General features: G+C 59.6%; 23 protein-coding genes. 9 read left to right on the plus strand and 14 right to left on the minus strand.

The features are described from left to right. Positions 1–137 precede the first annotated feature (137 nt). Positions 138–1679, plus strand: a complete 1542-nt coding sequence (locus LOY55_RS01130; protein WP_046031304.1) for a phosphoenolpyruvate carboxykinase — start codon at positions 138–140, stop codon at positions 1677–1679. A 129-nt stretch (positions 1680–1808) separates the two neighbouring features. Here LOY55_RS01130 and LOY55_RS01135 read toward each other — a convergent pair whose 3' ends face one another. The 5 genes from LOY55_RS01135 to LOY55_RS01155 all read right to left on the minus strand — a co-directional run bounded on the left by LOY55_RS01135 (position 1809) and on the right by LOY55_RS01155 (position 4015). Continuing rightward, positions 1809–2174, minus strand: a complete 366-nt coding sequence (locus LOY55_RS01135) for a DUF1493 family protein (RefSeq protein WP_109785523.1) — start codon at positions 2172–2174, stop codon at positions 1809–1811. A gap of 119 nt (positions 2175–2293) precedes the next feature. After that, complete coding sequence (locus tag LOY55_RS01140; protein ID WP_223523137.1) at positions 2294–2566, minus strand: type II toxin-antitoxin system RelE/ParE family toxin; 273 nt, start codon at positions 2564–2566, stop codon at positions 2294–2296. Next, positions 2566–3069: a hypothetical protein gene (locus LOY55_RS01145; RefSeq protein WP_309475394.1), complete on the minus strand. Its 504-nt coding sequence runs from the start codon at positions 3067–3069 to the stop codon at positions 2566–2568. The genes LOY55_RS01140 and LOY55_RS01145 overlap by 1 nt, the downstream gene beginning before the upstream one ends. 92 nt (positions 3070–3161) lie before the next feature. Next, complete coding sequence (locus LOY55_RS01150; RefSeq protein WP_109785301.1) at positions 3162–3458, minus strand: hypothetical protein; 297 nt, start codon at positions 3456–3458, stop codon at positions 3162–3164. Between the two features lie 281 nt (positions 3459–3739). Continuing rightward, positions 3740–4015, minus strand: coding sequence for a hypothetical protein (locus LOY55_RS01155; RefSeq protein WP_109785302.1), 276 nt, complete (start codon positions 4013–4015; stop codon positions 3740–3742). A 326-nt stretch (positions 4016–4341) separates the two neighbouring features. On the opposite strand from LOY55_RS01155, the gene LOY55_RS01160 reads away from it, so the two are divergent. From LOY55_RS01160 to LOY55_RS01170, 3 genes are all read left to right on the plus strand, one after another. Then, the gene (locus tag LOY55_RS01160; RefSeq protein WP_223523138.1) at positions 4342–6276 is read left to right on the plus strand and encodes an ATP-dependent DNA helicase RecQ; all 1935 of its coding nucleotides are present in this window, start codon (positions 4342–4344) and stop codon (positions 6274–6276) included. Positions 6277–6379: 103 nt separating this feature from the next. Then, positions 6380–7606: a 3-hydroxyacyl-CoA dehydrogenase gene (locus LOY55_RS01165; RefSeq protein WP_223523139.1), complete on the plus strand. Its 1227-nt coding sequence runs from the start codon at positions 6380–6382 to the stop codon at positions 7604–7606. Positions 7607–7744: 138 nt separating this feature from the next. Further along, positions 7745–8164, plus strand: a complete 420-nt coding sequence (locus LOY55_RS01170) for a thioesterase family protein (RefSeq protein WP_077432254.1) — start codon at positions 7745–7747, stop codon at positions 8162–8164. A gap of 71 nt (positions 8165–8235) precedes the next feature. Here LOY55_RS01170 and LOY55_RS01175 read toward each other — a convergent pair whose 3' ends face one another. From LOY55_RS01175 to LOY55_RS01190, 4 genes are all read right to left on the minus strand, one after another. Continuing rightward, positions 8236–8724: a glycine zipper domain-containing protein gene (locus LOY55_RS01175; protein ID WP_046031293.1), complete on the minus strand. Its 489-nt coding sequence runs from the start codon at positions 8722–8724 to the stop codon at positions 8236–8238. Between the two features lie 340 nt (positions 8725–9064). Then, the gene (locus LOY55_RS01180; RefSeq protein WP_109785305.1) at positions 9065–11413 is read right to left on the minus strand and encodes an FdhF/YdeP family oxidoreductase; all 2349 of its coding nucleotides are present in this window, start codon (positions 11411–11413) and stop codon (positions 9065–9067) included. Further along, positions 11410–12249 (minus strand): formate dehydrogenase accessory sulfurtransferase FdhD, encoded by an 840-nt coding sequence (gene fdhD, locus LOY55_RS01185; RefSeq protein WP_223523141.1) that lies wholly within the window; start codon positions 12247–12249, stop codon positions 11410–11412. Before fdhD ends, LOY55_RS01180 begins: the two co-directional genes overlap by 4 nt. A 94-nt stretch (positions 12250–12343) precedes the next feature. Further along, positions 12344–13231: a LysR family transcriptional regulator gene (locus LOY55_RS01190; protein ID WP_223523143.1), complete on the minus strand. Its 888-nt coding sequence runs from the start codon at positions 13229–13231 to the stop codon at positions 12344–12346. A 137-nt stretch (positions 13232–13368) separates the two neighbouring features. On the opposite strand from LOY55_RS01190, the gene lysM reads away from it, so the two are divergent. Beyond that, positions 13369–13809 (plus strand): peptidoglycan-binding protein LysM, encoded by a 441-nt coding sequence (gene lysM, locus LOY55_RS01195; RefSeq protein WP_258667496.1) that lies wholly within the window; start codon positions 13369–13371, stop codon positions 13807–13809. 127 nt (positions 13810–13936) lie between these two features. Here the strand turns inward: lysM and yrfG are convergent, their stop codons facing one another. Then, positions 13937–14599, minus strand: coding sequence for a GMP/IMP nucleotidase (yrfG, locus tag LOY55_RS01200; RefSeq protein WP_223523147.1), 663 nt, complete (start codon positions 14597–14599; stop codon positions 13937–13939). Between the two features lie 89 nt (positions 14600–14688). Here yrfG and nudE point away from each other — a divergent pair, with 89 nt between their 5' ends. Together nudE and cysQ are read left to right on the plus strand one after the other, a co-directional pair. Then, positions 14689–15255: an ADP compounds hydrolase NudE gene (gene nudE, locus LOY55_RS01205; RefSeq protein ID WP_046031287.1), complete on the plus strand. Its 567-nt coding sequence runs from the start codon at positions 14689–14691 to the stop codon at positions 15253–15255. Continuing rightward, the gene (gene cysQ / locus LOY55_RS01210; RefSeq protein WP_109785308.1) at positions 15252–16085 is read left to right on the plus strand and encodes a 3'(2'),5'-bisphosphate nucleotidase CysQ; all 834 of its coding nucleotides are present in this window, start codon (positions 15252–15254) and stop codon (positions 16083–16085) included. Before nudE ends, cysQ begins: the two co-directional genes overlap by 4 nt. A gap of 100 nt (positions 16086–16185) precedes the next feature. On the opposite strand, the gene LOY55_RS01215 is transcribed toward cysQ, so the two are convergent. From LOY55_RS01215 to rfbC, 4 genes are all read right to left on the minus strand, one after another. After that, a complete protein-coding gene (locus LOY55_RS01215) occupies positions 16186–16641 on the minus strand; it encodes a thioesterase domain-containing protein (RefSeq protein ID WP_046031285.1) in 456 nt (151 codons plus the stop codon). Positions 16642–16680: 39 nt separating this feature from the next. Then, on the minus strand, positions 16681–18063 hold the full coding sequence (locus tag LOY55_RS01220) for a sigma-54 dependent transcriptional regulator (protein WP_223523149.1): 1383 nt from the start codon (positions 18061–18063) through the stop codon (positions 16681–16683). Further along, positions 18060–19868, minus strand: a complete 1809-nt coding sequence (locus tag LOY55_RS01225) for an ATP-binding protein (protein ID WP_258667499.1) — start codon at positions 19866–19868, stop codon at positions 18060–18062. Before LOY55_RS01225 ends, LOY55_RS01220 begins: the two co-directional genes overlap by 4 nt. Before the next feature lie 98 nt (positions 19869–19966). Then, positions 19967–20512, minus strand: a complete 546-nt coding sequence (rfbC, locus tag LOY55_RS01230; protein ID WP_223523151.1) for a dTDP-4-dehydrorhamnose 3,5-epimerase — start codon at positions 20510–20512, stop codon at positions 19967–19969. Positions 20513–20710: 198 nt separating this feature from the next. Between rfbC and LOY55_RS01235 the strand changes: the two genes are divergently transcribed. Together LOY55_RS01235 and aguB are read left to right on the plus strand one after the other, a co-directional pair. After that, the gene (locus LOY55_RS01235; RefSeq protein ID WP_223523153.1) at positions 20711–23623 is read left to right on the plus strand and encodes an aminotransferase; all 2913 of its coding nucleotides are present in this window, start codon (positions 20711–20713) and stop codon (positions 23621–23623) included. A 211-nt stretch (positions 23624–23834) separates the two neighbouring features. Further along, complete coding sequence (aguB, locus tag LOY55_RS01240; protein WP_046031278.1) at positions 23835–24713, plus strand: N-carbamoylputrescine amidase; 879 nt, start codon at positions 23835–23837, stop codon at positions 24711–24713. Positions 24714–24718: the final 5 nt, after the last annotated feature.

A 24718-nucleotide genomic window follows, 5' to 3' on the forward strand; every position in this document is an offset into this window, starting at 1 on the left:
CGCCGTTACGACAGGAGGGGCCTACTCTTTTTGGGCTTTTCTGGCATAATCCGGCCCACTTTTTTCGCGGTAGTAGTGCACGACTTTCTACTACAAAAACGTTTGGAGCACTCGGCCACTGGCCGACGGGGAACCTCATGACGCAAGCCAATAACGCCGTGTACACCGATCTGAGTGTTGATGATCTGGTTAAAGAAGCCCTGAATCGCGGTGAAGGCGAGCTTGCCGATACCGGCGCGCTGGTTGTTCGCACCGGTCACCGTACCGGCCGCTCGCCAGTCGACCGTTTCATTGTTGAAGAGCCAACCACTCAGGCTGCCATCGCCTGGGGCCCGATCAACCGCAAGTTCCCGGCCGACAAGTTCGATGCCCTGTGGGACCGCGTTGAGGCGTTCAACAATGCACAAGAGCATTTCGTTTCCCACGTTCATGTAGGTGCGGCTGCCGATCACTACCTGGCCGTGAAAATGACCACCCAGACTGCCTGGCAGAACCTGTTCGGTCGTTGCCTGTTCATCAACCCGGCCCAGTACAACCCGGCTGGTCGTGAAGAGTGGCAGGTTCTGAACGTTGCCAACTTCGAATGCGATCCAGAGCGTGACGGCACCAACTCCGATGGTTGCGTGATCCTCAACTTCGCACAGAAAAAAGTGTTGATCGCTGGCATGCGCTACGCCGGTGAAATGAAGAAAGCCATGTTCTCGGTGCAGAACTTCCTGCTGCCGGCCGCCGACGTGCTGCCAATGCACTGTGCTGCCAACATCGGCGAAGAAGGCGACGTGACCCTGTTCTTCGGTTTGTCCGGCACCGGTAAAACCACCCTGTCCGCCGACGAAAGCCGTTACCTGATCGGTGACGACGAACACGGTTGGGGCGAGGGCGTAGTGTTCAACATCGAAGGCGGTTGCTATGCCAAGTGCATCGACCTGTCCGAGAAGAACGAGCCGGTCATCTGGAAAGCCATCAAGCACGGCGCAGTCCTGGAAAACGTCGTTATCGATGACGCGAAGCACGCCGACTATGCCGACGTCAGCCTGACCCAGAACAGCCGCGCGGCCTATCCGCTGGAGCACGTTGCCAAGCGTTCCGAGAAGAACCTCGGTGGCGAGCCAAACGCTGTAATCTTCCTGACCTGCGACCTGACCGGCGTGCTGCCGCCAGTGTCGATCCTCAGCGAAGAACAAGCGGCCTACCACTTCCTGTCCGGCTACACCGCTCTGGTGGGCTCGACTGAAATGGGTTCGGGCAGCGGCATCAAGTCGACCTTCTCCACCTGCTTCGGCGCACCGTTCTTCCCGCGTCCGGCTGGCGAATACGCAGAACTGCTGATCAAGCGCATCCGCGGCTTCGGCTCCAAGGTTTACCTGGTCAACACCGGCTGGACCGGCGGTGGCTACGGCGTCGGCAAACGCTTCAACATCCCGACCACTCGTGCGGTGATCGCAGCGATCCAGAGCGGCGCGTTGATCGGTGCTGAAACCGAACACCTCGACACTATCAACCTCGACGTGCCATTGGCCGTGCCGGGCGTTGAGACTGGCCTGTTGAACCCACGTAACACCTGGGCTGAAAAGGCTGCTTACGATGAAGCTGCCAAAGCACTGGCGGGTCTGTTTGTTGAGAACTTCAAGAAGTTCGAAGTGAGCGATGCGATCAAGGCTGCCGGGCCGAAGTTGTAAGACTGGTTCTGGCGAATGAAAAAGCCGCCCTTCGGGGCGGCTTTTTTGTGGGCGCTATTCAGCTCGTCAGATTCACGAAACTGCCAATATTCCAGCTGAAACTGCGTAAAACGACCAGGATAATGGCACTTATGCGTTCGATTTGGAGCCTTCCAATTCGAGCGTATCCCACCGTTGAGCTTTGATTGCTTTGTACAGCATGCCAATGGTCAGTGGGACTTTGTCACCGCGACCTTTGGCTCGGCGCTTGAGGAACACATCAAACCCTTCCGGCTGAAAGTAGCGATAGGCGTCGTAATCTATCAAGTCGATCCCAAACTGCTCTTCCAGCGCTTCCATCAAGTGCCGCGCATCGGTGCCGTCACAACTCAGGTCGAAGTTGATCGAGGTGGTGAGGCTGATGGATTTGCGTTCAGGCAGGCCGAGTTCCTCGTGCAACAACTGCATGAGCAGGTGCATGGTGTGGTCGTCGGGGAAGTTGGGGGCGAGGTTCATGATGGCCTCCAGTTGGAGAAAAGTGGCGTTGATACGCTCAGTGCCTTCTTTCAAATAACGAGCGGTTGGGTCGGCGTCGGAGAGCTTTTGTAACATTCGAAACCTGGTGGTGGGCCTAATCACGGCCATTGTTGTCTAGCATGCAGTACCCGTATTGCTTCTACCGTTTGTGGCAAGACCGCATAGACCATAACGTAATTTGGTGTGGCGACTATTTCATGAGTGCCATGGATTCTGCCCTTTTTATATAGCTTTGGTTGCTGGCGTGCTTGCTCTGCTTTGAATTCGAAGACTTCGTCTAAAGCAATTGCCGCGTAAGGGTTGTCCTGGCAAATGTAATTCATGATGTTGTCCCGGTCAGTCAGCGCCGAGGGGCGCCAAACAACCCGCATTAGCACGTCCGTCGACGTATGGCATCACGTTTTGCAGCAAAGATTCGGCGTGCCTCTTCGTCACTCACGCTTGGTCGGGGATCATCAATGCTGGCCTGAACCTGCTTCCTGAACCACTCCTCATAAGCAGCGGCTTCATGAGCTTGCTTCATTGCGTCGGAACGGTCCGGGCGCGAATAGGTTTTTACTTGTAGGGGGTCATAGCCCGAAGCATCGACATCGAAATGATTGATGCCTATTCCTTGCAAATAAATCACTAGCGTTTCAAGTTTTTTAAATAGGCGAATTTGTTGGCTGCGTTGCGCTGCCAGGGAATGTGCTTGTGATCCATGTTCAATCTGTACCGCCCACCCACCCTGTTTGGCTGAGATGTGAGCGGCGTTAACGGCGCCGTTTTCAACCAGTTTGACAAGCGTGCTGTGATGAATCGTTTCGGTTGTCATAAAAAGGAGCCCGTGGCTGATCAGTGGCTCACATGCTACGCAATCAATAATAGTTTGCAATCTTTTGCCTCCATTAGGGATGTAGGAATTAGTATCCTTTTTCGTGGGCAGCCAGCTCACAGTGAAGTTGGCTTCCCGGTGAAAAGGGTGTCTTAGGTTGGTGCTTTCCAGCCCATCATGCGTTGTTGGGCGACTTGCATCAGGTCGCAACCGTCCTGAGTCAGCAGGTAGAGCGCGTGAGTGATGTGCGGGATGTCTTCGACGTCGCCGTGTTTGAAGCAGATGCAGTGCAGGGTTTTGAGGAGATCACTGGAGGCTCGGATGCGCTGCATGGCAGCTTCGAGGATGTCCTGGGGGTTGGCCTGTGTGTCGATGATCAGGGGCGGGGAGTCGGTGAGATTGGTTTGCAGCGGGCGGTAGCGATCAAAAAGAGGATTTAACGTTGTCACTGATGAACACCTGTATTTAATTGGAAATGTGAACTCTCTTTGTCGGGTGACCAAGCCCGAGCCGCTGATTTGGCAGCGACGGTCACGACTATAGGTGTGAGCCGCCAGGCAGCGAAAGGCGACAAGGGATCTGTCGTTGTAGGACCGGGATGAAGCTTTGATAGGGCGCTGCCTACAGACTTATCCCCAGCCGAAATATCTATCGTTTAGAGCCATCAGGCCTTCCGCGTTATCGTCCATTGCGGGCAAGCCCGGCTCCTACAGGGATTTTCATCCGGGCATCAACCAGCGCTAATTCTCGGTAGGCGCTGGTGGGCGATGTCCAACAGTTCGTTGCCGTCCTGAGTCAGCAGGTACAACGCGTTGACGATGTTGGGGATGTCGGCTGTATCGGCGTGTTTGAAGCATAGGCAATAGAGGGTTTCGAGCAGGCCGGTGGCGGCGCGGATGCGTTGTCGGGCGGCGTCGAGAATTTCGTGAGGATCTGCGTCGGTGTCGATGACCAGCACCGGTGTTTCGCTGTAGCTGGATTTGAGTGGGCGATAGCGGTCTTGCATGAGGTCCGTCCTGTTTTCAGCGGCGCGGCAAACTATAGGGGCGCGCATCAGGGGGTCGCAATACCGCGCAAATGGACAGGTTTTGTAGGGGGTTTACCGTCGATGTCGTCTTTTGCCTACGCGCGCGCCAGAATCCGTAGGACGATTCGAAAACGCCTGCGTTTCGCTTAAAGCGAGTCAGGCATGCGATGCCTTAGCCCCTTCGCCTACTGGTGACCCTTTGAAGCTGTATCATCCCGTATCGTTTTGGCCCCCGACCTTTTCTCGACTCGCTGCGTTTGCCGGCTAGGCTTTGGGCTTCGCAGCGGTCAACGGAGTGACAGCTTATGCACAACACCCTGGAACAGGTTTTCGGTTATCCACAGTTTCGTCCTGGCCAGGAGGCGGCAGTCAGCGCGGTCTTGGCCGGGCGCTCGGCGGCGGCGATTTTCCCGACAGGTTCGGGCAAATCCCTTTGCTACCAATTACCCGCCGTGCTGCTGCCACACCTGACGCTGGTGGTCTCGCCATTGCTGGCGCTGATGCAGGATCAACTGGCGTTCCTGCAACGCCACGGTATTGCGGCGGGCAGCATCGATTCGGCGCAGAGCCGTGATGACGCCAGTGATGTGATGGCGCGGGCCAAGTCTGGCGAGCTGAAGATCTTGATGATTTCAGTGGAGCGGCTGAAGAACGAGCGCTTCCGTAACTTTTTGCAGCAAGTGCCTATCTCGCTACTGGTGGTGGACGAGGCGCATTGTATTTCCGAGTGGGGCCACAACTTCCGCCCCGACTACCTCAAGCTCCCGGACTACCAGCGCCAGTTCAATATTCCACAGGCGCTGCTGCTGACCGCGACCGCGACGCCCAAGGTCATCGCCGACATGGAGGCCAAGTTTGCCATCGCACCGCAAGACGTAGTGACCACGGGTTTCTATCGACCCAACCTCAACTTATTGGTAGAGCCCGTGCGTGGTCAGGACAAACGCCGACGGCTGGTCGAATGGATGAACGAGCGCCCCAATCAGCCAAGCATCGTCTACGTCACCCTGCAAAAAACCGCTGAGCATATTGCTGAACATTTGAGCCGCAACGGCATTCAGGCCGAGGCGTATCACGCCGGTTTGCCCCACGAACAACGCGAAGCCATTCAAAAGCGCTTCATGGGCGGGCAGTCCAATTGCATCGTCGCCACCATCGCGTTTGGCATGGGCATCGACAAGAGTGACATCCGCAATGTGGTGCATTTCGACCTGCCCAAATCCATCGAAAACTACAGCCAGGAAATCGGCCGTGCCGGACGTGACGGGCAGCCGTCCGATTGTCTGGTGCTAGCCAACCGCGACAGCCTCAACGTGCTGGAAAACTTCGTCTACGGCGATACGCCGGAACTGGACGGCATTCGCTGCGTACTCGACGAGTTGCAAGCGTCCGCCCCCGAAGGTCAATGGGAGTTTTTAATCGGCCCTCTGGCGGACCAGAGCAACATCCGGCAATTACCGCTCAAGACCTTGCTGGTGCAACTGGAACTGCGCGGATTGATTGCCCCGCGTTACGCCTATTACGCCGAATACCGCTTCAAATACTTGCAGGAACCCGAGGCCCTGTTAGCCCGTTTTGAGGGTGAGCGAAGGGACTTTGTCGCGGCAATCATCCAGACCTCCAGTCGCGCACGGACTTGGGCGACGGTGAATTTCGATGCGCTGTACGAGCAGCACCAGGCCGAGCGCAATCGGGTGGTCAAGGCACTGGATTACTTCCAGGAAAAGGGTTGGGTCGAACTCGAAAGCAAGCAGATGACCGAGGTCTACAGCCTGCTGCAATCGGAAGTTGATTCTCAGGCCTTGAGTGTCGAGTTACATGCCTACTTCACTCAACACGAGCGAACCGAGATCGCTCGGATTCACGCCATGCTTGATCTGTTTGCCACTGACCAGTGCCTGGGTTATCGCCTGGCCGAGTATTTCGGTGATGAAAACGCGCCTCGGCAGTGCGGGCATTGTTCGGTCTGTCACGGGCAAGTAGCCCGGCTGCCAGCACCGCCGGAGTTGCCGGCACTTGTGGATAAAAGTTTCGAAGCACTGTGCGGTGATTTTATCCACAGGCACGAGCAGCACACCGGCAATGCACCGTCGGCCGAGCGCGTCACGCGGTTTCTGTGCGGCATCAGCGTACCGCTGTTTACCAAGCTCAAGGTGCGGGCAATTGCGGGGTTCGCGGCGCTGGAGAATTATCCCTATGCCGACGTGCGGGAGTGGGCCGAGGCGCATCTCCCGGGGTAGATCCATCCGCTGAATGTTGCTCATCACAGGAATAAATTTCAAAAATGCAGGGCGTCTGACTATGGTGAGGGCTGTCTTTGGATCGCCAACAAGAGAGCAAATCATGAGCCAGACGCCATTCAATATTCAGCGTGCCGCCGTTATCGGTGCAGGCACCATGGGCCGTGGCATTGTCATGTGTCTGGCCAATGCCGGGGTGCCGGTGCAGTGGGTGGATAACAATCCGCAGATGCTTGAACAGGCGTTGGCCACGGTAGCCGAAACCAACGCTCACAATGTGCGCCAAGGGCGCATCGATCAGGCCGAGGCTGACGCCCGCATTGCGCGAGTGACTGCTGCGCCAGACTACTTTTCGATCCGCGACGTCGATCTGGTCATCGAAGCGGTGTATGAAAACCTCGAACTGAAACAGAAAATATTCCGCGAACTGGACGGCCTGCTGAAACCCGAAGCGATTCTGGCCAGCAACACGTCGGCGCTGGACATCGACGCCATCGCCGCCGCCACTCGCCGTCCGCAACAGGTCCTGGGGCTGCACTTCTTCAGCCCGGCGCACATCATGAAACTGCTGGAAATCGTCCGTGGCGCCCAGACTGCGCCGGCGGTACTCGATGCCGCGCTGGTGCTGGGCAAGCGCATGGGCAAGGTCAGCGTGGTGGCGGGCAATTGTGACGGATTCATTGGCAACCGCATGCTCAATACCTACGTGCTCGAAGCGCGCAAGATGCTGCTGGAGGGGGCCTATCCCTACCAGGTGGATGCGGCGCTGCAAGGTTTCGGTTTTGCCATGGGACCGTTCCGCATGTACGACGTGGTCGGGGTCGACCTGGGGTGGCGTGCGCGGGAATTGGCCGGCACCGGGCAGGATGCGCCAGAGGTTCAAGTGGATAACCGGCTGTGTGAACTCGGGCGTTTCGGTCAGAAAAGTGGCAACGGCTATTACCACTACGAACCGGGCAGTCGTCAGGCTGAGCACGATGTCGAGGTTGATGCGCTGGTCTTGAAGGTCAGCGAAGGCTTGGGCTTCCAGCGCCGCGAAATCAGCCCTGAAGAGGTTCTGGAGCGTTGCTTGCTGGCACTGGTCAACGAAGGCGCGAAGATCCTTGAGGAAGGCATTGCCGGGTCGGCACACGACATCGATCTGGTGTACCTCAACGGCTATGGTTTCCCGGCGGACAAGGGCGGGCCGATGGCCTGGGCGGATCAGCAAGGATTGGCGGACATCCACCAACGCTTGATGGCATTGGAAACCCGGCAAGGCGATCACTGGCAGCCAGCACGGCTGATTGGCGAGTTGGCGGCGGTGGGTAAAGGATTCGCGGATCGGTAGACTTCAATACCGGTGATCGTTCCCATGCTTTGCATGGGAACGCCTCCTTGGACGCTCTGCGTCCACTGTGACGCCAAGCGTCACGGGCTGGATTCCCACGCAGAGCGTGGGAACGATCTTTCAAGACGAGAGCCTCCCATGAGCCAACGCACCGACTACCCACACTTCCAGCCCATCACCACCCGCTGGCACGACAATGACGCCTACGGTCATGTCAACAACGTCACCTACTACAGCTTCTTCGACACGGCGGTGAACACTTACCTGATCGAAGTCGGCGGCCTGGATATCCATGACGGCGAGGTGGTGGGTTTTGTCGTAAGTTCGGCTTGCGACTACTTTGCTTCCATCGCGTTTCCGGACCGGATCGAGATCGGCCTGCGAGTCGGCAAGTTGGGCAACAGTTCGGTGCAATATGAACTGGCCGTGTTCAAGCAAGGGGAAGAGGAAGCCTGCGCGGCGGGGCGCTTCGTGCATGTGTTTGTAGATCGCCTGTCGAATCAGCCTGTGTCGATTCCGGCCGGATTGCGTGGGGCGCTGGAGCGTTTGGTGGTTTAGACCGGGCAAAAAAAATCGCAGCCCGAGGGCTGCGATTTTTTGACGTACCGGCTAGCGAGGCGACTGAAGTCTCAATCGCGGTCGCGGTAGTACTTGTGGTGCTTGCGATGACCATAGTGGTGGCCACGATCGTGGTGACCGTCACGGTAGTAGCCACGATCACCACGATAAGAGCGATTATCGTTGTCGCCCTCATCATCGTATTTGTTGCCCATGTAGTTACCCAGCGCGCCACCAGCGCCGCCGCCTGCTGCGGAGCCGATCAGGCTGCCGGTGGTGCCGCCCATGCTGCGGCCGACCACGTTACCGCCTGCTGCGCCCAGTGCGCCGCCGATAGCGGCTTCGCCACGGCTGTGTTTGTTTGCGCCAACTGCGCTACCACCCGCGCCGCCCAGGGCCGCGCCGATGGTGGAACCTGTATTGCCGCCTAACGACTGACCGACGACCGAGCCAAGAACCCCGCCCAATGCGCCGCCCACACCTGCTTCGGTGGTGCCGCCAGCAGAAGCAATGCCACTGACCAAGCCAAGGGACAACAAGAGAATCGAGGAGAACTTCATGGGGGAACCTCAAGGGGATGACGGCGCGATCCTGAGGCTGTGTCAGAGGTGTGACAATCGAAATCCGACGAGTAACACGACTTCAGCACATTTTGATAAGTTACTGTTTTATAGACGGAACTTAACGGTTTTTCGCCGGTCTTTAGTTACTTCGGACAGGCCGTTTCTATACAGAAACGGCCTTTTTTGTGGGCGATTGGAAAGTTGTTCGTCGCGAAGAGTGATCGTTCCCACGCTCTGCGTGGGAACGCCTCAATGGACGCTTTGCGGCCGCTTTGGGACGCGGAGCGTCCCGGGCTGCATCCCCACGCAGAGCGTGGGAACGATCAGGGGTGGGACGTCAGGCCGACCTGGCCATGATCAATCCGGTTTCACTCGCTGCTTCCAAACGGATCGCCACAAACTTCGACGTCGGTGTATGGCTGCCATCCCCGGTGCTTTCCAGTGGCACCAGCGGATTCACTTCCGGGTAGTAAGCCGCCGCTTGCCCCGCCGGGATATCAAACGCCAGCAGGGTGAAGCCCTTGACGCGGCGCTCACGTCCGTCATCCCAGATCGAAACGATATCGGCCTTCTGCCCCGGTTTGAAACCCAGGCGAATGATGTCGGCTTCGTTCACAAACAGCACATCGCGCTGACCTTTCACTCCACGGTAACGGTCGTTGAGACCATAAATCGTGGTGTTGTACTGATCATGTGAACGCATCGATTGCATGATCAAGTCAGGCAACACGCCCGTCGCACGCGTACGTTCGTGCACCAGGTCTTTGGGCAGCGTATTGGGACGGAAATTGGCCCGGCCCGACGGGGTATTCCACTTGCGCGCGCCGGCGCTGTTGCCAAGGTAGAAACCACCCGGGTTCTTGACCTTCTCATTGAAATCGCGAAAGCCCGGAATGGTGTCGGCGATCAGGTCGCGAATGCGCCCGTAATCAGCCACCAGCCAGTTCCAGTCCACCGGTTTGCTGCCCAGGGTCGCGGCGGCGATACCGGCGATAATCGACGGCTCCGAACGCATCTGATCGGACAGTCGCTGCAACTGGCCGTTGGAGGCGTGGACCATGCTGAACGAGTCTTCCACGGTCACCGCTTGCGGGCCTTCAGTCTGGATGTCGATGTCGGTACGGCCCAGGCACGGCAGGATCAGCGCGTCTTTGCCGTGGGCTAAATGGCTGCGGTTGAGCTTGGTGCTGATTTGCACGGTCAGGTCGCAATTGCTCAGGGCCTTGAAGGTGCGCGGGCTGTCCGGGGTGGCTTGGGCGAAGTTGCCGCCCAGGCCGATGAATACTTTGGAGCGGCTTTCAGCCATGGCGTGAATCGCCTCGACCACGTTGTGGCCGTTGTCGCGTGGCACTTTGAACTGGAAGCGACGTTCCAGCGAGTCAAGGAACGCCACTGGCGGACGTTCGTTGATGCCCATGGTCCGGTCGCCCTGCACGTTGCTGTGACCACGCACCGGGCACAGGCCGGCGCCCGGTCGGCCGATGTTGCCACGCAGCAGCATCAGGTTGGCGATTTCCTGGATGGTCGCCACCGAATGGCGGTGCTGGGTGATGCCCATCGCCCAGCACATGATCACGTTCTTGCCTTTGGCGTACATGCGCGCCGCTTGCTCGATCTCCACCAGGGTCAGGCCGGACTGCTCGACGATCTGCTCCCATGACGTATCGTCGACGATGCCCAGGTACTCCAGCACGTTGGCGCTGTGTTCATTGAGGAAGTCGTGGTCGAACACGGCCGGCTCACCGGCCTTCTGTGCGTCGCGCTCCCATTGCAGCAGGAACTTCGCCATGCCGCGCATCAGCGCCATGTCGCCGCCAAGCGCCGGGCGCAAGTAGGCGGTGTTGGTGGGCTTGTCGCCGTTGGTGAGCATTTCGATCGGGTGCTGTGGATGCTGGAAGCGTTCCAGGCCACGCTCTTTGAGCGGGTTGATGCACACCACTTGAGCGCCGCGTTTCACCGCTTCACGCAGTGGCTCGAGCATCCGTGGATGGTTGGTGCCGGGGTTCTGGCCCCAGACGAAAATCGCGTCGGCGTGCTCGAAGTCGTCGAAGGTCACGGTGCCTTTGCCGACGCCGACACTTTGCGCCAACGCCACGCCGCTGGCCTCGTGGCACATGTTCGAGCAGTCCGGAAAGTTGTTGGTTCCGTAAGCGCGCACGAACAGCTGATACAAGTAAGCCGCTTCGTTGCTGGCCCGCCCCGAGGTGTAAAACTCGGCCTGATCCGGGCTCGACAGGCCCTTCAAATGTTTGGCGATCAGCGCAAAGGCGCCCTCCCAGCTGATCGGTTTGTAGCGATCGGTCTCGGCGTCATAAACCATAGGCTCAGTCAGACGACCCTGATATTCGAGCCAATAGTCGCTCTGCTCCAGCAAGGACGTAACGCTGTGCTTGGCGAAGAACGCGCCGTCCACCCGGCGTTTGGTCGCTTCCCAGTTCACCGCTTTGGCGCCGTTCTCGCAGAACATCACCATGCCCTTTTCCGGAGAATCGCCCCAAGCGCAACCCGGGCAGTCGAAGCCACCGTTCTGGTTGGTCTTGAGCATGATGCGCAGGTTTTTCAACGCGTTGTCGCTGGTCAACCAGGCCTGGGCCACGCTGATCAGTGCACCCCAGCCGCCGGCCGGTCCTTTGTAGGGCTTGTAGCGAGGGACGGGTGTCTGATCGGCTTGACGGTGTTGACTCACGCTTGGTTCTCCATCGCAGGGCTGTAAACCCGCGGCGCACTTTTTTGCGGCAGGTGGATGAGATTGAGGTGGTGACGACGGGCCCATTGCACGGCGAGGCCCGTGGGCGACGACAGGCTGACGAGGGTCTGGATACCGGCGCGCAATACTTTCTGGATCAGTTCGAGGCTGCACCGGCTGGTGACGATCGCCAGGCCGCCGGTGGTCGGGATCTTCTGGCGGATCAACCCGCCAATCAGTTTGTCGAGGGCATTGTGCCGACCGATGTCTTCACGGCCCATCAGCAATTCGCCCTGACCGTTCATGAACACCGCCGCGTGCACTGCGCCACAATGCTGGCCCAACGGCTGGAAGGCGCCGATGCGTTGGCGCAGGCCATCGAGCCATTCAGCAGGCGGCAGCGGTGCGCCGGGTAACACCTTGAGATCCGGCAACGCCTGTTCCACGGCTTCCACGCCGCAGAGCCCGCAACCGCTGGTGCCGGCCAATTGCCGACGCTGTTGCTTGAGGTTCCAGAAGGCGCGGTTGGCAATGGTCACTTGCGCGTACTGCGCCGAGCCCGAGCCGCTGAGTTGCAGGTCGTAAATGTCGTTGGCGTCTTCGATGATGCCGCTGCCGAGGCTGAAGCCGACAATAAAGTCTTCAAGGTCCGTCGGTGTCACCAGCATTACGGCTTGGCTGATGCCGTTGTAGGCGATCGCCAACGCGACTTCTTCAGCCAGCGCGGTGCTGGCCGATTCGGTGTATTGAAGGTCGCAAAAACTGTACGTCTGGCTAGCGTCTGGCGCGGGCGTGTCGAGGGCAGGCGCCGCGCAAGTAGGGCGCTTGGCGTTCATGAGGTATCACCGACGTTTTAGTCAGCTTTAAGCCTAGGCGTGTCAACTTGTCGCGTCTAATCGCTATTACTGATCTGCCGATAGATGCCGTCGATCAAGAAGCTATTGGTGATTTCTGATAGAGCGCGAAACAGGCTTCCGCCAACGCCGAACGCGGCGCACTTCGACGCATGATCAGCCCCAGCCGGGCGAGGGTCTGCGCGTTTTCGATCGGTTGCAGGCGAAGGTGATCGGTGAGGTTCTCCAGCCCGCCGTCCAGCGGCATCACCGCGCAGCACATGCCACCGTGTACCGCTTGCAGCAATTGATGGACTGCATCGGTTTGCAGCAACGGCTGGGGCGTCAGGCCACGGCTGTGGAAGTTGTGGTCGATGGATTGGCGAAAGTGCATGCCGCTGGTGAGCATGCCCAGCGGCAGTTCGATCAGCGATTCCCAGCTCAAGGGCGTATCGCCGAAATTGAAGAAGCGCTGGTCGTAAAGCAGGCCCATGCGGGTTTCGTCGAAGGCCAGCGAATCGAAGCGCTCGTTGTCCAGGCGTTCCAGATAGGACACGCCAAGGTCGAGGCGGTTGTTCGCCAGTTGTTCGAGGATTTGCTCGGAACTCAATGCCGAGAGTTCGAAGCGCAAGTTCGGGTGTTCGGCGTGCAGGCGCTGCATCAAGGGCAGCGGATCGAAACTCGACAACGGCACCACACCCAACCGCAACGTACCGACCAGGTTGCCGCGACAGGCGGCGGCTTCAGCCTGCAAGCCGTCGTAAGCCGCCAGCACCGTGCGCGCCCAGGCCAGCACGCGCTCACCGGGGGCGGTGAAACCTTCAAAGCGCTGGCCGCGATTGACCAACGGCAACTCAAGCTCTTCTTCGAGGCTGCGCAGGCGCATGGACAGGGTCGGCTGGGTGATGTGACACCGCGCGGCGGCCTGGCCGAAGTGCCGGGTTTCGTCGAGGGCGATGAGGAATTTCAGCTGCTTGATGTCCATCTTCGCTCCAGGGCGCGGTGAAGGAGGGGATTCTAGCGCTTGCACCGGATCGACGTCATTGGTCGGGTTGGAACCGGGGATGACAGGCTTGGTCTAGTCTTTTGCGTCTGGATCCCTAAACCCAAGGAGCGTGCACCATGAGTCTTTTGAGCTTTGTGAAGGAAGCCGGCGAAAAACTGCTGGATCTGCTGACCCCCGGCAATGCCAATGCCAGCGAGCAGTTGAAGGAACACATCAGCAAGGTCGGCCTGGGTAACCCGAATGTGCAGGCGACGGTGGATGGCGACAAAGTGACCGTCACCGGGGAAGTCGCCAGTCAGGAAGAGAAGGAGAAGATTCTGTTGGCGGTGGGCAACATTGCCGGTGTGGGCAGTGTGGATGACCAGATCACGGTGACCGGGCCGGTGGTTGTGGCCGCGAGGTTCGTCGTTGTAGAAAAGGGCGATACCCTGAGCGCAATCTCGTTGCGCGTTTACCATGACGCTAACAAGTATCAAAAAATCTTTGAGGCCAACAAGCCGATACTCAAGGATGTGAACAAGATCTATCCGGGGCAAACATTGCGGATTCCTGAGTAAGCCTCAAGACCGTGTGATGGCCTTCGCGGGCAAGCCACGCTCCCACAGGTTTTGCGTCGTTTGAACACTATGCGAACAACACAAAACCTGTGGGAGCGAGGCTTGCCCGCGATGCAGGCGACTCGGTCTAAAGCCCTGCAATCAAATCCCGATAATCCCTCAGCGCCGTAAACTCCGCCGTGTCCTTGGGCCCCTTGCGACTGTCCGGCTCACTCACCGCCAACAAATGAGTCACGCCAAAATCGCGCGCACTACGCAGGATAGGCAACGTGTCATCGATAAACAGACTGCGTGCCGGATCAAAGCCGATGTCGGCCTGCAATGCCTCCCAGAACTGCGGATTCTCCTTGGGGAAACCGTAATCGTGCGAGCTGATCAAACGCTCGAAATAGGGCGCCAGTTCAATCCTTTCCAGCTTCAATGACAGCGAGTCGCGGTGCGCATTGGTGATCATCACCACGCGCTTGCCGGCCTGTTTGATCGCCGCCAGAAAGGTGTCCGCGTCGGGGCGCAAGGCGATCAGGTGGGCGGTTTCCAGTTTCAGTTCGCGCACTGGCAACTTCAGTTCGGCGCTCCAGAAATCCAGGCAGTACCACTGCAACTGACCGGCATTGCGCTCGAACAGCGGCTGCAACTCCAACTCGGCCATGGCCCGGCTCACCCCGTGCAACTCGGCGTAACGCTGGGGCAAATGCTCCATCCAGAAATGGTTGTCGTAGTGCAGGTCCAGCAGCGTGCCGTCCATGTCTAGCAGAACGGTATCGATGTCGCGCCAGGGCAGCGGGGGCATTAAAAAATCTCCAGCGGTAAAAAGGATATCCGAGGTCAACAATCAGGATAGGCCGGGTATAGTAACGCGTTCACGCCAAGGAGCTTTTCATGCGCCAGAAACCCACCGTACTCGCCCGCGAGATCGTCGCCACCAGCCGTTTGTTCTGTGTCGAAGAGCTGAAACTGCGCTTTTCCAATGGCGTGGAGCGCACGTACGAGCGTTTGGTCGGTAAGGGCGCTGGTTATGGCGCCGTGATGATCGTGGCCATGCTCGATGCCGATCACGCGGTACTGGTCGAGGAATACTGCGGCGGTACGGATGAATACGAGCTGTCCCTGCCCAAAGGCCTGATCGAGCCGGGCGAAGATGTGCTGGCGGCGGCCGAGCGGGAGCTCAAGGAAGAAGCCGGGTATGGCGCGCGGCAGTTGGAGCACCTGACCGAGTTGTCGTTGTCGCCCGGTTACATGAGCCAGAAGATTCAGGTGGTGCTGGCCACCGATCTGTACGAAGAAAGCCTGGAGGGCGACGAACCCGAGCCGATGGGCGTGGACAAGATCAATCTGCATGAGCTGTCTGCCCTGGCGCAGAACCCACGCTTCACTGAGGGCCGAGCCTTGGCGGCGTTGTACTTGGCCCGTGACTTATTGACCCAACGTGGGGTGTTTTTGCCATGAAGTTGAATTTCCCCCATCCGTTGATGGCGCCGGTGGTTGAACTGGCGTTGAAGGCTGGCGAAGCGATTTTGCCGTTCTGGCGCACCGGCACGGCCGTGACGGCCAAGGCTGACGATTCGCCAGTGACCGCTGCCGATCTGGCGGCTCATCATTTGATTCTGGCCGGGTTGACCGCGCTGGACCCCAGTATTCCTGTGCTGTCCGAAGAAGACGCCAACATCCCCCAAAGCGTGCGCGCCGGGTGGCAGCGTTGGTGGCTGGTAGATCCGCTGGACGGAACCAAGGAATTCATTAGCGGCAGCGAAGAGTTCACCGTCAACATTGCGTTGATCGAGCAGGGGCGGGTGGTGTTTGGTGTGGTGTCGATGCCGACCAACGGGCGCTTCTACGTCGGTGGTGCAGGCTTGGGCGCTTGGCGTGGCGATAGGGGCAGCCAGCCATTACCGATCCAGGTCCGCGAAGTGCCTGCTGCGGGAGAGGCGTTTACCGTGGTCGCCAGCCGTCGACATTCGAGCCCGGAGCAGGAGCGCTTGCTGGCCGGGTTGAGCGATAGCCTGGGTGAGTTGCAATTGGCCAACATCGGCAGTTCGTTGAAGTTCTGCCTGTTGGCGGAAGGGGCGGCAGATTGTTATCCGCGTCTGGCGCCGACGTCGCAGTGGGACACGGCAGCTGCGCAAGGCGTGTTGGAAGGCGCGGGCGGCGAGGTGCTGGATTTGAGCGGTGCGCCGTTTTGCTATCCGGCGCGCGAGTCGTTGTTGAATGAGTTCTTTTTGGCGCTGCCGGCGAAGGCTGCCTGGCGCGAAAAACTGCTGGCGTTGGCGCGGGCATAAAGATCAAAAAAACGCAGCCTCGTTTCACTCGACAGCTCCTACAAGGGGCGCGCGGTCTTCTGTAGGAGCTGTCGAGTGAAACGAGGCTGCGAATTTTGCGTCAACGGTGAAGCACGTACTGCCCGGTAAACGTCACCGCATCGTCATCACTGTCGACATTCACAATCCGCGAATGCAACGTCAACCGCGCTCGCCCATAGCGCTGATACATCACCAAAAACTTCTTCCACACCGCCGCACTCGGTGCCTGACAAATCGCTGTCGCGTCCATGGTCACCGGCAGTGGATAGCTGATCTGCCCTTCGTGAATCACGATGTGCCCGTCTTTGATCCCCTCTTCACGCAAGCGCAAATGCAGCCAGCCCCAACCCGCCAGCACCGCCCCGCAATAGAGACTGCCGCCGAACATGGTGCTTTTGTGGTTGACGTTGGCTTCCAGCGGCAAGTACAGGCGCAATTGCTGGTCGTGCCAGTCGAGCACTTTGATACCCATGGCCTGCGTCAAGGGGATGTCGTGATGGAGAATGGATTCCAGGTGACGACTGTCGCGGTTCATGCATGGGCCTCTTGTCTGAAGGTGTTGATTAACGGTCGCTCAATCGAGATCGTCGGTCGGGCCGCTGGCGAAGATCAGCCCATGTTTGCGCAGCTTGTCGTGCAAGGTTTTACGCGGGATGCCCAGCGCTTCGGCAAGGCTGCGCACGGAGCTGTGTGAGCGCGCCAGTTCGGCGGCGATCAGGCTCTTTTCGAAGTTTTCCACTTGCTCGCTCAAGCCGCCGCTGACCACTTCAACCATTGTGTTGGGGCCGCCGCCGGGCGTGTTGTTGTCCAGCGCCAGTTCGAGGCCCAAGGCAAAGCGTTCGGCGGCATTTTGTAGCTCGCGAACGTTGCCGGGCCAGGTGTGGCGCAGCAACAGGGCGCGATGCCCCGGTTGCAATTCATGGGAGGGCAAACCGTGGCGGGCGCTGGCTTCATCGGCGAAATGCTGGAACAACGTCAACGCGTCTTCGCCACGTTCGCGCAGCGGCGGAATACGCAGCGGTGCGACGTTCAGGCGGTAATACAAGTCGGCGCGAAAGCGTCCTTGATCGGCGGATTGGCGCAGGTCTTCCTTGGTCGCGGCGATGATGCGGATGTCCAGCGGGATCAATTGATTGCCACCCAGGCGTTCGACGACGCGCTCCTGTAGCAATCGCAGCAATTTCACCTGCACATCCAGGCTCATGCTTTCGATTTCATCGAGGAACAGCGTGCCGCCGTTGGCGAACTCGAACTTGCCGATGCGACGCTTTTGCGCGCCGGTGAACGCTCCGGGCTCGTGGCCGAACAACTCGCTTTCCACCACCGACTCGGCCAGCGCACCGGCATTGATCGCCACGAACGGGCCATTACGACGGTTCGACAAATCGTGCAGCGCCCGCGCCACGACTTCTTTGCCGGCACCGGTTTCACCCAGAATCAACACATCAGCCTTGGTCGCGGCCAGTGCGCCAATCTGCTCGCGCAGACGCAACATCGGCGCCGAATGCCCGACCAGCCGGGTGCTCAATTCATTGCGATCACTCAAGGCCAGACGCAGGCTGCGGTTATCCAGCACCAGCCGACGCAAAGCCAGTGCGCGACGCACACTGTCGAGCAAGGCATCGCTGGCGAAGGGTTTTTCCAGGAAGTCATAAGCCCCGGCGCGCATGGCTTGCACCGCCAGCGGTACATCGCCGTGGCCGGTGATGAGCAGCACGGGCAGCTCCGGGTCCTGGGCATGCAGTTCGGTCAGCAGTTCGAGACCGTCCATGCCCGGCATACGAATGTCACTGACCACCACGCCCGGCCAGTCGCGCTCCAATTGCACGGCCAGGCCCTTGGCCTCGGCCAGCGGCAGGATTTTCAGGCCGGCGAGGTCCAGGGTCTGGCTCAGGGCCTGACGCAGGTGGGGATCGTCGTCGATCAACACGACCTGGATGCGGTTGTCGATGGTCATGCACTTCGGTCCTCGGACGGTTGCAGGCTCACACCCGGTGCGCCTGCGCGTAGCTTCAAAGTAATCAGGGCGCCGCCTTCCTTGTGGTTGGCGAACGACAGTTCACCCCCGAAGGCACGCATCAGAGTTTCACAAATCGCCAGCCCCAGCCCAAGCCCTTGTGTGCGAGTCTTGGTGGTGTAGAAAGGCTCGCTGGCGCGCCCCAGGGCTTCCATGCAAAAGCCGGGGCCGTTGTCGCGAATGTACAGATGGACGCCGTCGGCGGTGGATTGGGCACTCAACCAGAGTTTACGCGGTGGACCTTTTTCGGTCAGCGCGTCCAGAGCGTTGGCCAACAGGTTACCGAGCACCTGGCGCAGACGGGTTTCCCCGGCCTCGACCCACAGCGTGGCGGCCGGTAAATCGCGGATCAGCTCGACCTCCATGCTGCGTCGACGCTTGGCCAGCAACGCCAGCGCGTCATCCAGCGCCGGTTGCAGAGCGACACTTTCCGGCGCGTGACGATCACGCCGGGCAAAGGCGCGCAGGTGAGCGATGATCGAGGCCATGCGCCCGGTCAGTTCGCTGATCAGTTTGAGATTGCCGCGCGCATCGTCGGTGCGTTGATGATCGAGCAGCACTTCGGCGTTTTCCGCGTAGCTGCGAATCGCCGCCAGTGGCTGATTGAGTTCGTGGCTGATGCTCGCCGACATCGTTCCCAATGCCGACAATTTACCGGCCTGGACCAGATCATCCTGCGCGCGCACCAGTTCCTGCTGGGCGTGTTCGCGCTCCAGCACTTCCTGTTTCAAACGCCGGTTGAGACCTTCGAGGTCGCTGGTGCGTTCGGCGACCCGGCCTTCCAGTTCGCGACGGGCCTTGGCTTCGAAGGCGATCCGTTCGAGGTAATGGCGGCGGCGCTGCATCATCAGCCCAAGCAGCAGCATCAACACCAACAGCGTGGCGCCTCCGATGGCGACCACCGTACGCACCGGTCGGTCGATCAAGGTGCGCGGGGCGAGGATGCTGACGTTCCAGCCGGTTTCGGCGATCTGCTGGGTCTGAGTCAGCCAGGCGTTGGGGTTGAGCTTCAGCGGTTTGGGGTCACGGGTCGGGTAGGGCTGGATCGCGGTTATCGCTTTGCTTTCTTCGTCGCTCAACGGACGGGTCGAGCGGAAGCGCCACTCTGGCCGTGACGTGAGAATGACCACGCCGTTATGGTCGGTCAGCAACAGCTGTTCCGGGGTTTTGCCCCAGAGACTTTCGGTGTGGTCCAGATCAACCTTGACCACCAGCACGCCGATGACTTTTTCGCCATCGCGTACTGCGGCGGCGAAGAAGTAGCCGCGTTTGGCGGAGGTCGTGCCCAGGCCGAAAAACCGTCCGAGCCGCCCGGCCATGGCTTCGCTGAAATAGGGCCGGAAGGAAAAATTACGGCCGACAAAGCTGTCGTGTTTGTCCCAATTGGACGCCGCCAGCGTTTTGCCGCGGGTGTCCATCAAGTACATGACTTCGGCACCGGTCTGGGTGCTGATGTTTTTCAGCAAGCGGTTGGCATTGCCTTGGGTGGCGCTATCGTCCGGCGCGCCGAGTACCGCGCGCAGGGCCGGCAAGTCGCCGAGGATTTGCGGCAACACTTCATAACGATGCAGCGTGCCCAGCAGGTTGGCGACGTACAGGTCGAGGGTTTGGCGATTTTGCCCGGCCAGTTCGCTGCGGTAATAGCGCTCGGCCAAGTGCTCCAGCGGCCACAGTAACGGCGCCAGGCATAGCGCCACCAGGGCGAGGCTGCGCCAGCGGGGTCTGCGAGGGAGGGTCGGAGTCATGAGCATCGGGCGCCTGGGGGTACAGGCGCATTATGCCTAGGCTTGGTGGCGCAGTCTGCGCACCGTTGCCAAGTCCTTCTTGAGGCGAAAATTCAGACTCAGGCGAAAACTTCAGCGTCTTTGAAAAACTCGGCGGCTTGATCTTTTCCGGACAGTTGCGGTGCTTCTTCAAGTTGCCAGTCGATGGCCAGGTCCGGGTCGTCCCAGCGAATGCTGCGCTCGGCGGATGGGGTGTAGTAATCGGTGGTTTTGTAGAGGAATTCAGCGAACTCGCTCAGCACCACGAAGCCGTGGGCGAAACCCTCCGGGACCCAGAGTTGACGATGATTGTCTGCGGACAGACGCACCACCACCCATTTGCCAAAGTGCGGCGAGCTACGACGAATATCCACTGCCACATCCAGCACCTCACCGGCCGTCACGCGGACCAGTTTGCCTTGAGTGTTTTCCAGTTGGTAATGCAGGCCGCGCAGTACGCCTTTTTGCGAGCGGGAATGGTTGTCCTGAACAAACTGTGTGTCCAGGCCAGTCGCTTCTTTGAATGCCTTGGCATTGAAGCTTTCATAGAAGAAGCCGCGCTCGTCACCAAATACCTTGGGTTCGATGATCAGAACACCGGGCAAGTCGGTGGTGACTACATTCATGGTACTTCTCCAGCAATAGGCGTTGATGGGGGACATTCTTGCGCAAAGTGTCGAGCGAGGCGAGTGTGGCGTGATTTTTCCAGATTCGTTTGCTCATTGTGCCGGGTGTCCGGCGCTGGTCAGGCAGTCGAATGGGGGTTGCGTATCGCCGCAAGCAGTGGCGATATAAGCGCCTAATAAAATTTCAGAGGTCGTTGTATGCCGCTCGCCACGTTGATTCACCGCGCCAGTTTGCCCAGCCCGCAAGTGTCTGCGCAGCAAGCGCTTGAGCTGCTGGAGGGGCATTACGGGCTTAGCGGGAGGTTGCAGGCCCTGGGCAGCCAGCAAGATCTCAATTTCCGCGTCGACAGCGACCAGGGGCGTTTCGTCCTGAAAATCTGCCGTGGCGACTATTCAGCGCTGGAACTGCAAGCCCAGCACGCAGGGCTCAAGCATTTGGGCGAACAGTCCGGCGTCAAGGTGCCGCGTGTGATTGCGGCGAAAAACGGTGTGGATTTGCTCACGCTGGACGTCGCAGGCCAATCGGTGCACGTGCGCCTGCTCGATTACATCGAAGGCCAGTCGCTCACCCACCTCGATCATTTGCCAGGTGCCGTGGTCGCCGGTTTCGGTCAACTCTGCGGCGAAATGGACCTGGCCCTGGCCGCTTTCGACCATCCGGGACTTGAACGCACGTTGCAGTGGGACGCTCGTCACGCCAACGCATTGATCGGCCATTTGCTGCCGGTGATCAAGGATGACGCGCAACGCCGGTTGATCACCGAGGCCGCCGAACGCGCCGAGCGTCATTTGCAACCGCTGGTAGATAAGTTGCCGGTGCAGGCCATTCACATGGACATCACTGACGACAACGTGGTCTGGCAGCGCGATGCTCAGCGCCAGTGGCAATTGCAGGGCGTGATCGATTTCGGCGACCTGGTCCGCACCTGGCGTATCACCGATCTTTCGGTGACCTGTGCGGCGTTGCTGCATCACGCCAATAGCGATCCGTTTTACATCTTGCCGGCGATTCAGGCCTATCACGCGATCAACCCGTTGCAGCGCGAAGAACTGCTGGCGCTCTGGCCGTTGATCGTCGCGCGGGCGGCGGTGCTGGTGCTCAGTGGCGAGCAGCAGGTCAGCATTGATCCGGGCAATCAATACAGCCGCGACAACCTCATTCATGAATGGGAAATTTTCCGCGTGGCCACCTCGGTGCCGCTGGAACTGATGGAGGCGGCGATCCTGGCGCGTGTTGGCCAGAGCCTGCCGAGCATTGGCAGCGAAGGATTCGCGCCGTTGCTGCCGAGCCTGGTGGGGCGCGAGTTTGCGCTGATTGATCTGGGTGTGCTCAGCCCGCATTTCGAGGCGGGTAACTGGGAACAGGAAGGCATCGATCAGCGGCTGCTGACGGAAGCCGCCGCGACCCACGGCCTGGCGGCCAGTCGTTATGGGCAATACCGGTTGTCGCGAACCCGGCCAGACACGGCGGACGAGCCGGACACCTGCCCATTGCACGTCGAGTTGCGAGTGCCCCACGGCACGGCCGTCGAGTCGCCGTTTGCCGGGGTGGTTCATCAGCCGTCGGCGGGTGTGCTGCAACTCGACGGGCCGCAACTCAGCGTGCGGCTGTGGGGCGTGACCCCATCGCTGCACACCGGCGCAGCACTGGTCAAAGGCCAGGTGTTGGGTTCGGTCAGCGGGCCACTGATCGTGCAGTTGTGCCGAGGCACGGCGTTCAATGCGCCGCTGTTTTGCACACCTTCGCGCGCCCTGGCCTGGCAAGCCTTGTGCCCGTCGCCCGCAGCGCTGCTGGGCCTGGCCTGTGATGCTGAAGAGGAGCTGGACTCGCAGACACTGCTGGCACGCCGCGACGCCAGTTTCGCCCGTACCCAGAAGCACTACTACGTTGACCCGCCGCGCATCGAACGCGGCTGGCGCAACCACCTGATCGACATGCAGGGCCGTTCCTACCTCGACATGCTCAATAACGTCGCGGTGCTCGGCCATGGCCATCCGCGCATGGCGGCGGTCGCCGCTCGTCAGTGGTCGCTGCTCAACACCAATTCGCGCTTCAACTACGCCGCGGTCGCCGAGTTCTCCGAGCGCTTGCTGAAATTGTCGCCGGACTCCATGGACCGCGTGTTCCTGGTCAACAGCGGCAGCGAAGCCAACGACCTGGCGATTCGTCTGGCGTGGGCCTACAGCGGAGGTCGCGACATGCTCAGCGTGCTGGAGGCCTACCACGGCTGGACGGTGGGCGCGGATGCCGTCTCGACGTCGATCGCCGATAACCCCAAGGCCTTGAGCAGCCGCCCGGATTGGGTGCATCCAGTCATTGCGCCAAATACGTATCGCGGAGAGTTCCGAGGCCCGGACAGCGCGCCGGACTACGTACGCAGCGTCGAACACAACCTGGCGAAAATCGCCGCGCAAGGTCGCCCATTGGCCGGTTTCATTTGCGAGCCGGTGTACGGCAATGCGGGTGGGATTTCGTTGCCAGCGGGTTATCTGAAACAGGTTTATGGACTGGTTCGAGCCCAGGGCGGCGTGTGCATCGCCGACGAAGTGCAGGTCGGCTACGGGCGTATGGGGCACTTCTTCTGGGGCTTTGAGGAACAGGGCGTGGTGCCGGACATCATCACCATGGCCAAAGGCATGGGCAATGGGCAGCCGTTGGGCGCGGTGATCACGCGTCGGGAAATCGCCGAGGCGCTGGAAGCCGAAGGGTATTTCTTCTCCTCGGCAGGTGGCAGCCCGGTCAGTTGCCAGATCGGCATGGCGGTGCTGGATGTGATGGAAGAAGAAAAGCTCTGGGAAAACGCCCAGGTGGTGGGCGGGTACTTCAAAGAGCGACTGGAGGCACTGATCGATATCCATCCGCTGGTGGGCGCGGTGCATGGTTCCGGTTTCTACCTGGGCGTCGAGCTGATCCGCAATCGCGAGACCCTGGAACCGGCAACCGAAGAAACCACGGCGCTGTGTGATCGCCTGCGCGAACTGGGGATTTTCATGCAGCCGACCGGCGACTTCCTCAACGTCCTGAAGATCAAACCGCCGATGGTGACCTCGCGCCAGAGTGTGGATTTCTTCGTCGACATGCTCTCGAAGGTGCTCGCAGAGGGCCTGTAAACACATACCTCTGTAGGAGTGGTAGTTCGATAGATATCGGCTTTTAAGCAAAAAAATATGACGTATGGCTTACTGGTGGCTTCTAAAGCCGATATTTATCGGATATAAAGTCACCGCAGCCTCGGTGTGGACGAACCACGCCCGATGCTTCCCATTTCTGTCATGGGTCGAGGCCACACTCGACCCCACGCCTTTGCTCAGGAGCCGATTCATGAGCCGTATCGTTACCGTCGCCGCTACCCAGATGGCCTGTTCCTGGGACCTTGAAGCCAACATCGAAACCGCTGAGAAGCTGGTCCGTGAGGCTGCGGGCAAAGGCGCGCAGATCATCCTGATTCAGGAACTGTTCGAGAGCCCGTACTTCTGCCAGAAGCCGAACCCGGATTACCTGCAACTGGCCACGACCGTTGAAGACAACGTCGCCATCAAGCACTTCCAGAAAGTCGCCAAAGAGCTGCAAGTGGTGCTGCCGATCAGCTTCTACGAATTGGCCGGCCGTGCGCGTTTCAACAGCATCGCGATCATCGATGCCGACGGCTCCAACCTCGGGATTTATCGTAAAAGCCATATCCCGGACGGCCCTGGCTACCACGAGAAGTACTACTTCAACCCGGGCGATACCGGTTTCAAAGTGTGGAACACCCGTTACGCGAAAATCGGCGTGGGCATCTGCTGGGACCAGTGGTTCCCTGAGGCGGCGCGCAGCATGGCGTTGCAGGGCGCGGAAATCCTGTTCTACCCGACCGCCATCGGCAGCGAGCCGCACGACAAGACCATCTCCTCGCGTGATCACTGGCAGCGCGTGCAGCAGGGCCATGCCGGCGCCAACCTGATGCCGCTGATCGCCAGCAACCGAATCGGCAACGAAGAGCAGGACGGCTACGACATTACCTTCTATGGCTCATCGTTCATCGCCAACCAGTTCGGCGAAAAAGTTCAGGAGCTCAACAAAACCGAAGAAGGTATTCTGGTGCACACTTTCGACCTCGACGAGCTGGAACACATTCGCAGCGCGTGGGGTTCGTTCCGTGATCGCCGTCCTAACCTTTACGGCGCACTGAAAACTCTCGACGGTTCCCTGGAGTCCTGATTGTC

The organism is Pseudomonas sp. B21-040 (genome assembly GCF_024748695.1).
Classification (GTDB): domain Bacteria; phylum Pseudomonadota; class Gammaproteobacteria; order Pseudomonadales; family Pseudomonadaceae; genus Aquipseudomonas.

Excerpts from the sequence above, each read along its gene's own strand:
- LOY55_RS01130 (WP_046031304.1), top strand. The coding sequence starts at position 138 with ATGACGCAAGCCAATAACGCCGTGTACACCGATCTGAGTGTTGATGAT.
- LOY55_RS01135 (WP_109785523.1), bottom strand. The coding sequence starts at position 2,174 with ATGAACCTCGCCCCCAACTTCCCCGACGACCACACCATGCACCTGCTC.
- LOY55_RS01140 (WP_223523137.1), bottom strand. The coding sequence starts at position 2,566 with ATGCGGGTTGTTTGGCGCCCCTCGGCGCTGACTGACCGGGACAACATC.
- LOY55_RS01155 (WP_109785302.1), bottom strand. The coding sequence starts at position 4,015 with ATGCAAGACCGCTATCGCCCACTCAAATCCAGCTACAGCGAAACACCG.
- LOY55_RS01160 (WP_223523138.1), top strand. The coding sequence starts at position 4,342 with ATGCACAACACCCTGGAACAGGTTTTCGGTTATCCACAGTTTCGTCCT.
- LOY55_RS01165 (WP_223523139.1), top strand. The coding sequence starts at position 6,380 with ATGAGCCAGACGCCATTCAATATTCAGCGTGCCGCCGTTATCGGTGCA.
- LOY55_RS01170 (WP_077432254.1), top strand. The coding sequence starts at position 7,745 with ATGAGCCAACGCACCGACTACCCACACTTCCAGCCCATCACCACCCGC.
- LOY55_RS01175 (WP_046031293.1), bottom strand. The coding sequence starts at position 8,724 with ATGAAGTTCTCCTCGATTCTCTTGTTGTCCCTTGGCTTGGTCAGTGGC.
- fdhD (WP_223523141.1), bottom strand. The coding sequence starts at position 12,249 with ATGAACGCCAAGCGCCCTACTTGCGCGGCGCCTGCCCTCGACACGCCC.
- LOY55_RS01190 (WP_223523143.1), bottom strand. The coding sequence starts at position 13,231 with ATGGACATCAAGCAGCTGAAATTCCTCATCGCCCTCGACGAAACCCGG.
- lysM (WP_258667496.1), top strand. The coding sequence starts at position 13,369 with ATGAGTCTTTTGAGCTTTGTGAAGGAAGCCGGCGAAAAACTGCTGGAT.
- yrfG (WP_223523147.1), bottom strand. The coding sequence starts at position 14,599 with ATGCCCCCGCTGCCCTGGCGCGACATCGATACCGTTCTGCTAGACATG.
- nudE (WP_046031287.1), top strand. The coding sequence starts at position 14,689 with ATGCGCCAGAAACCCACCGTACTCGCCCGCGAGATCGTCGCCACCAGC.
- cysQ (WP_109785308.1), top strand. The coding sequence starts at position 15,252 with ATGAAGTTGAATTTCCCCCATCCGTTGATGGCGCCGGTGGTTGAACTG.
- LOY55_RS01215 (WP_046031285.1), bottom strand. The coding sequence starts at position 16,641 with ATGAACCGCGACAGTCGTCACCTGGAATCCATTCTCCATCACGACATC.
- LOY55_RS01220 (WP_223523149.1), bottom strand. The coding sequence starts at position 18,063 with ATGACCATCGACAACCGCATCCAGGTCGTGTTGATCGACGACGATCCC.
- LOY55_RS01225 (WP_258667499.1), bottom strand. The coding sequence starts at position 19,868 with ATGACTCCGACCCTCCCTCGCAGACCCCGCTGGCGCAGCCTCGCCCTG.
- rfbC (WP_223523151.1), bottom strand. The coding sequence starts at position 20,512 with ATGAATGTAGTCACCACCGACTTGCCCGGTGTTCTGATCATCGAACCC.
- LOY55_RS01235 (WP_223523153.1), top strand. The coding sequence starts at position 20,711 with ATGCCGCTCGCCACGTTGATTCACCGCGCCAGTTTGCCCAGCCCGCAA.
- aguB (WP_046031278.1), top strand. The coding sequence starts at position 23,835 with ATGAGCCGTATCGTTACCGTCGCCGCTACCCAGATGGCCTGTTCCTGG.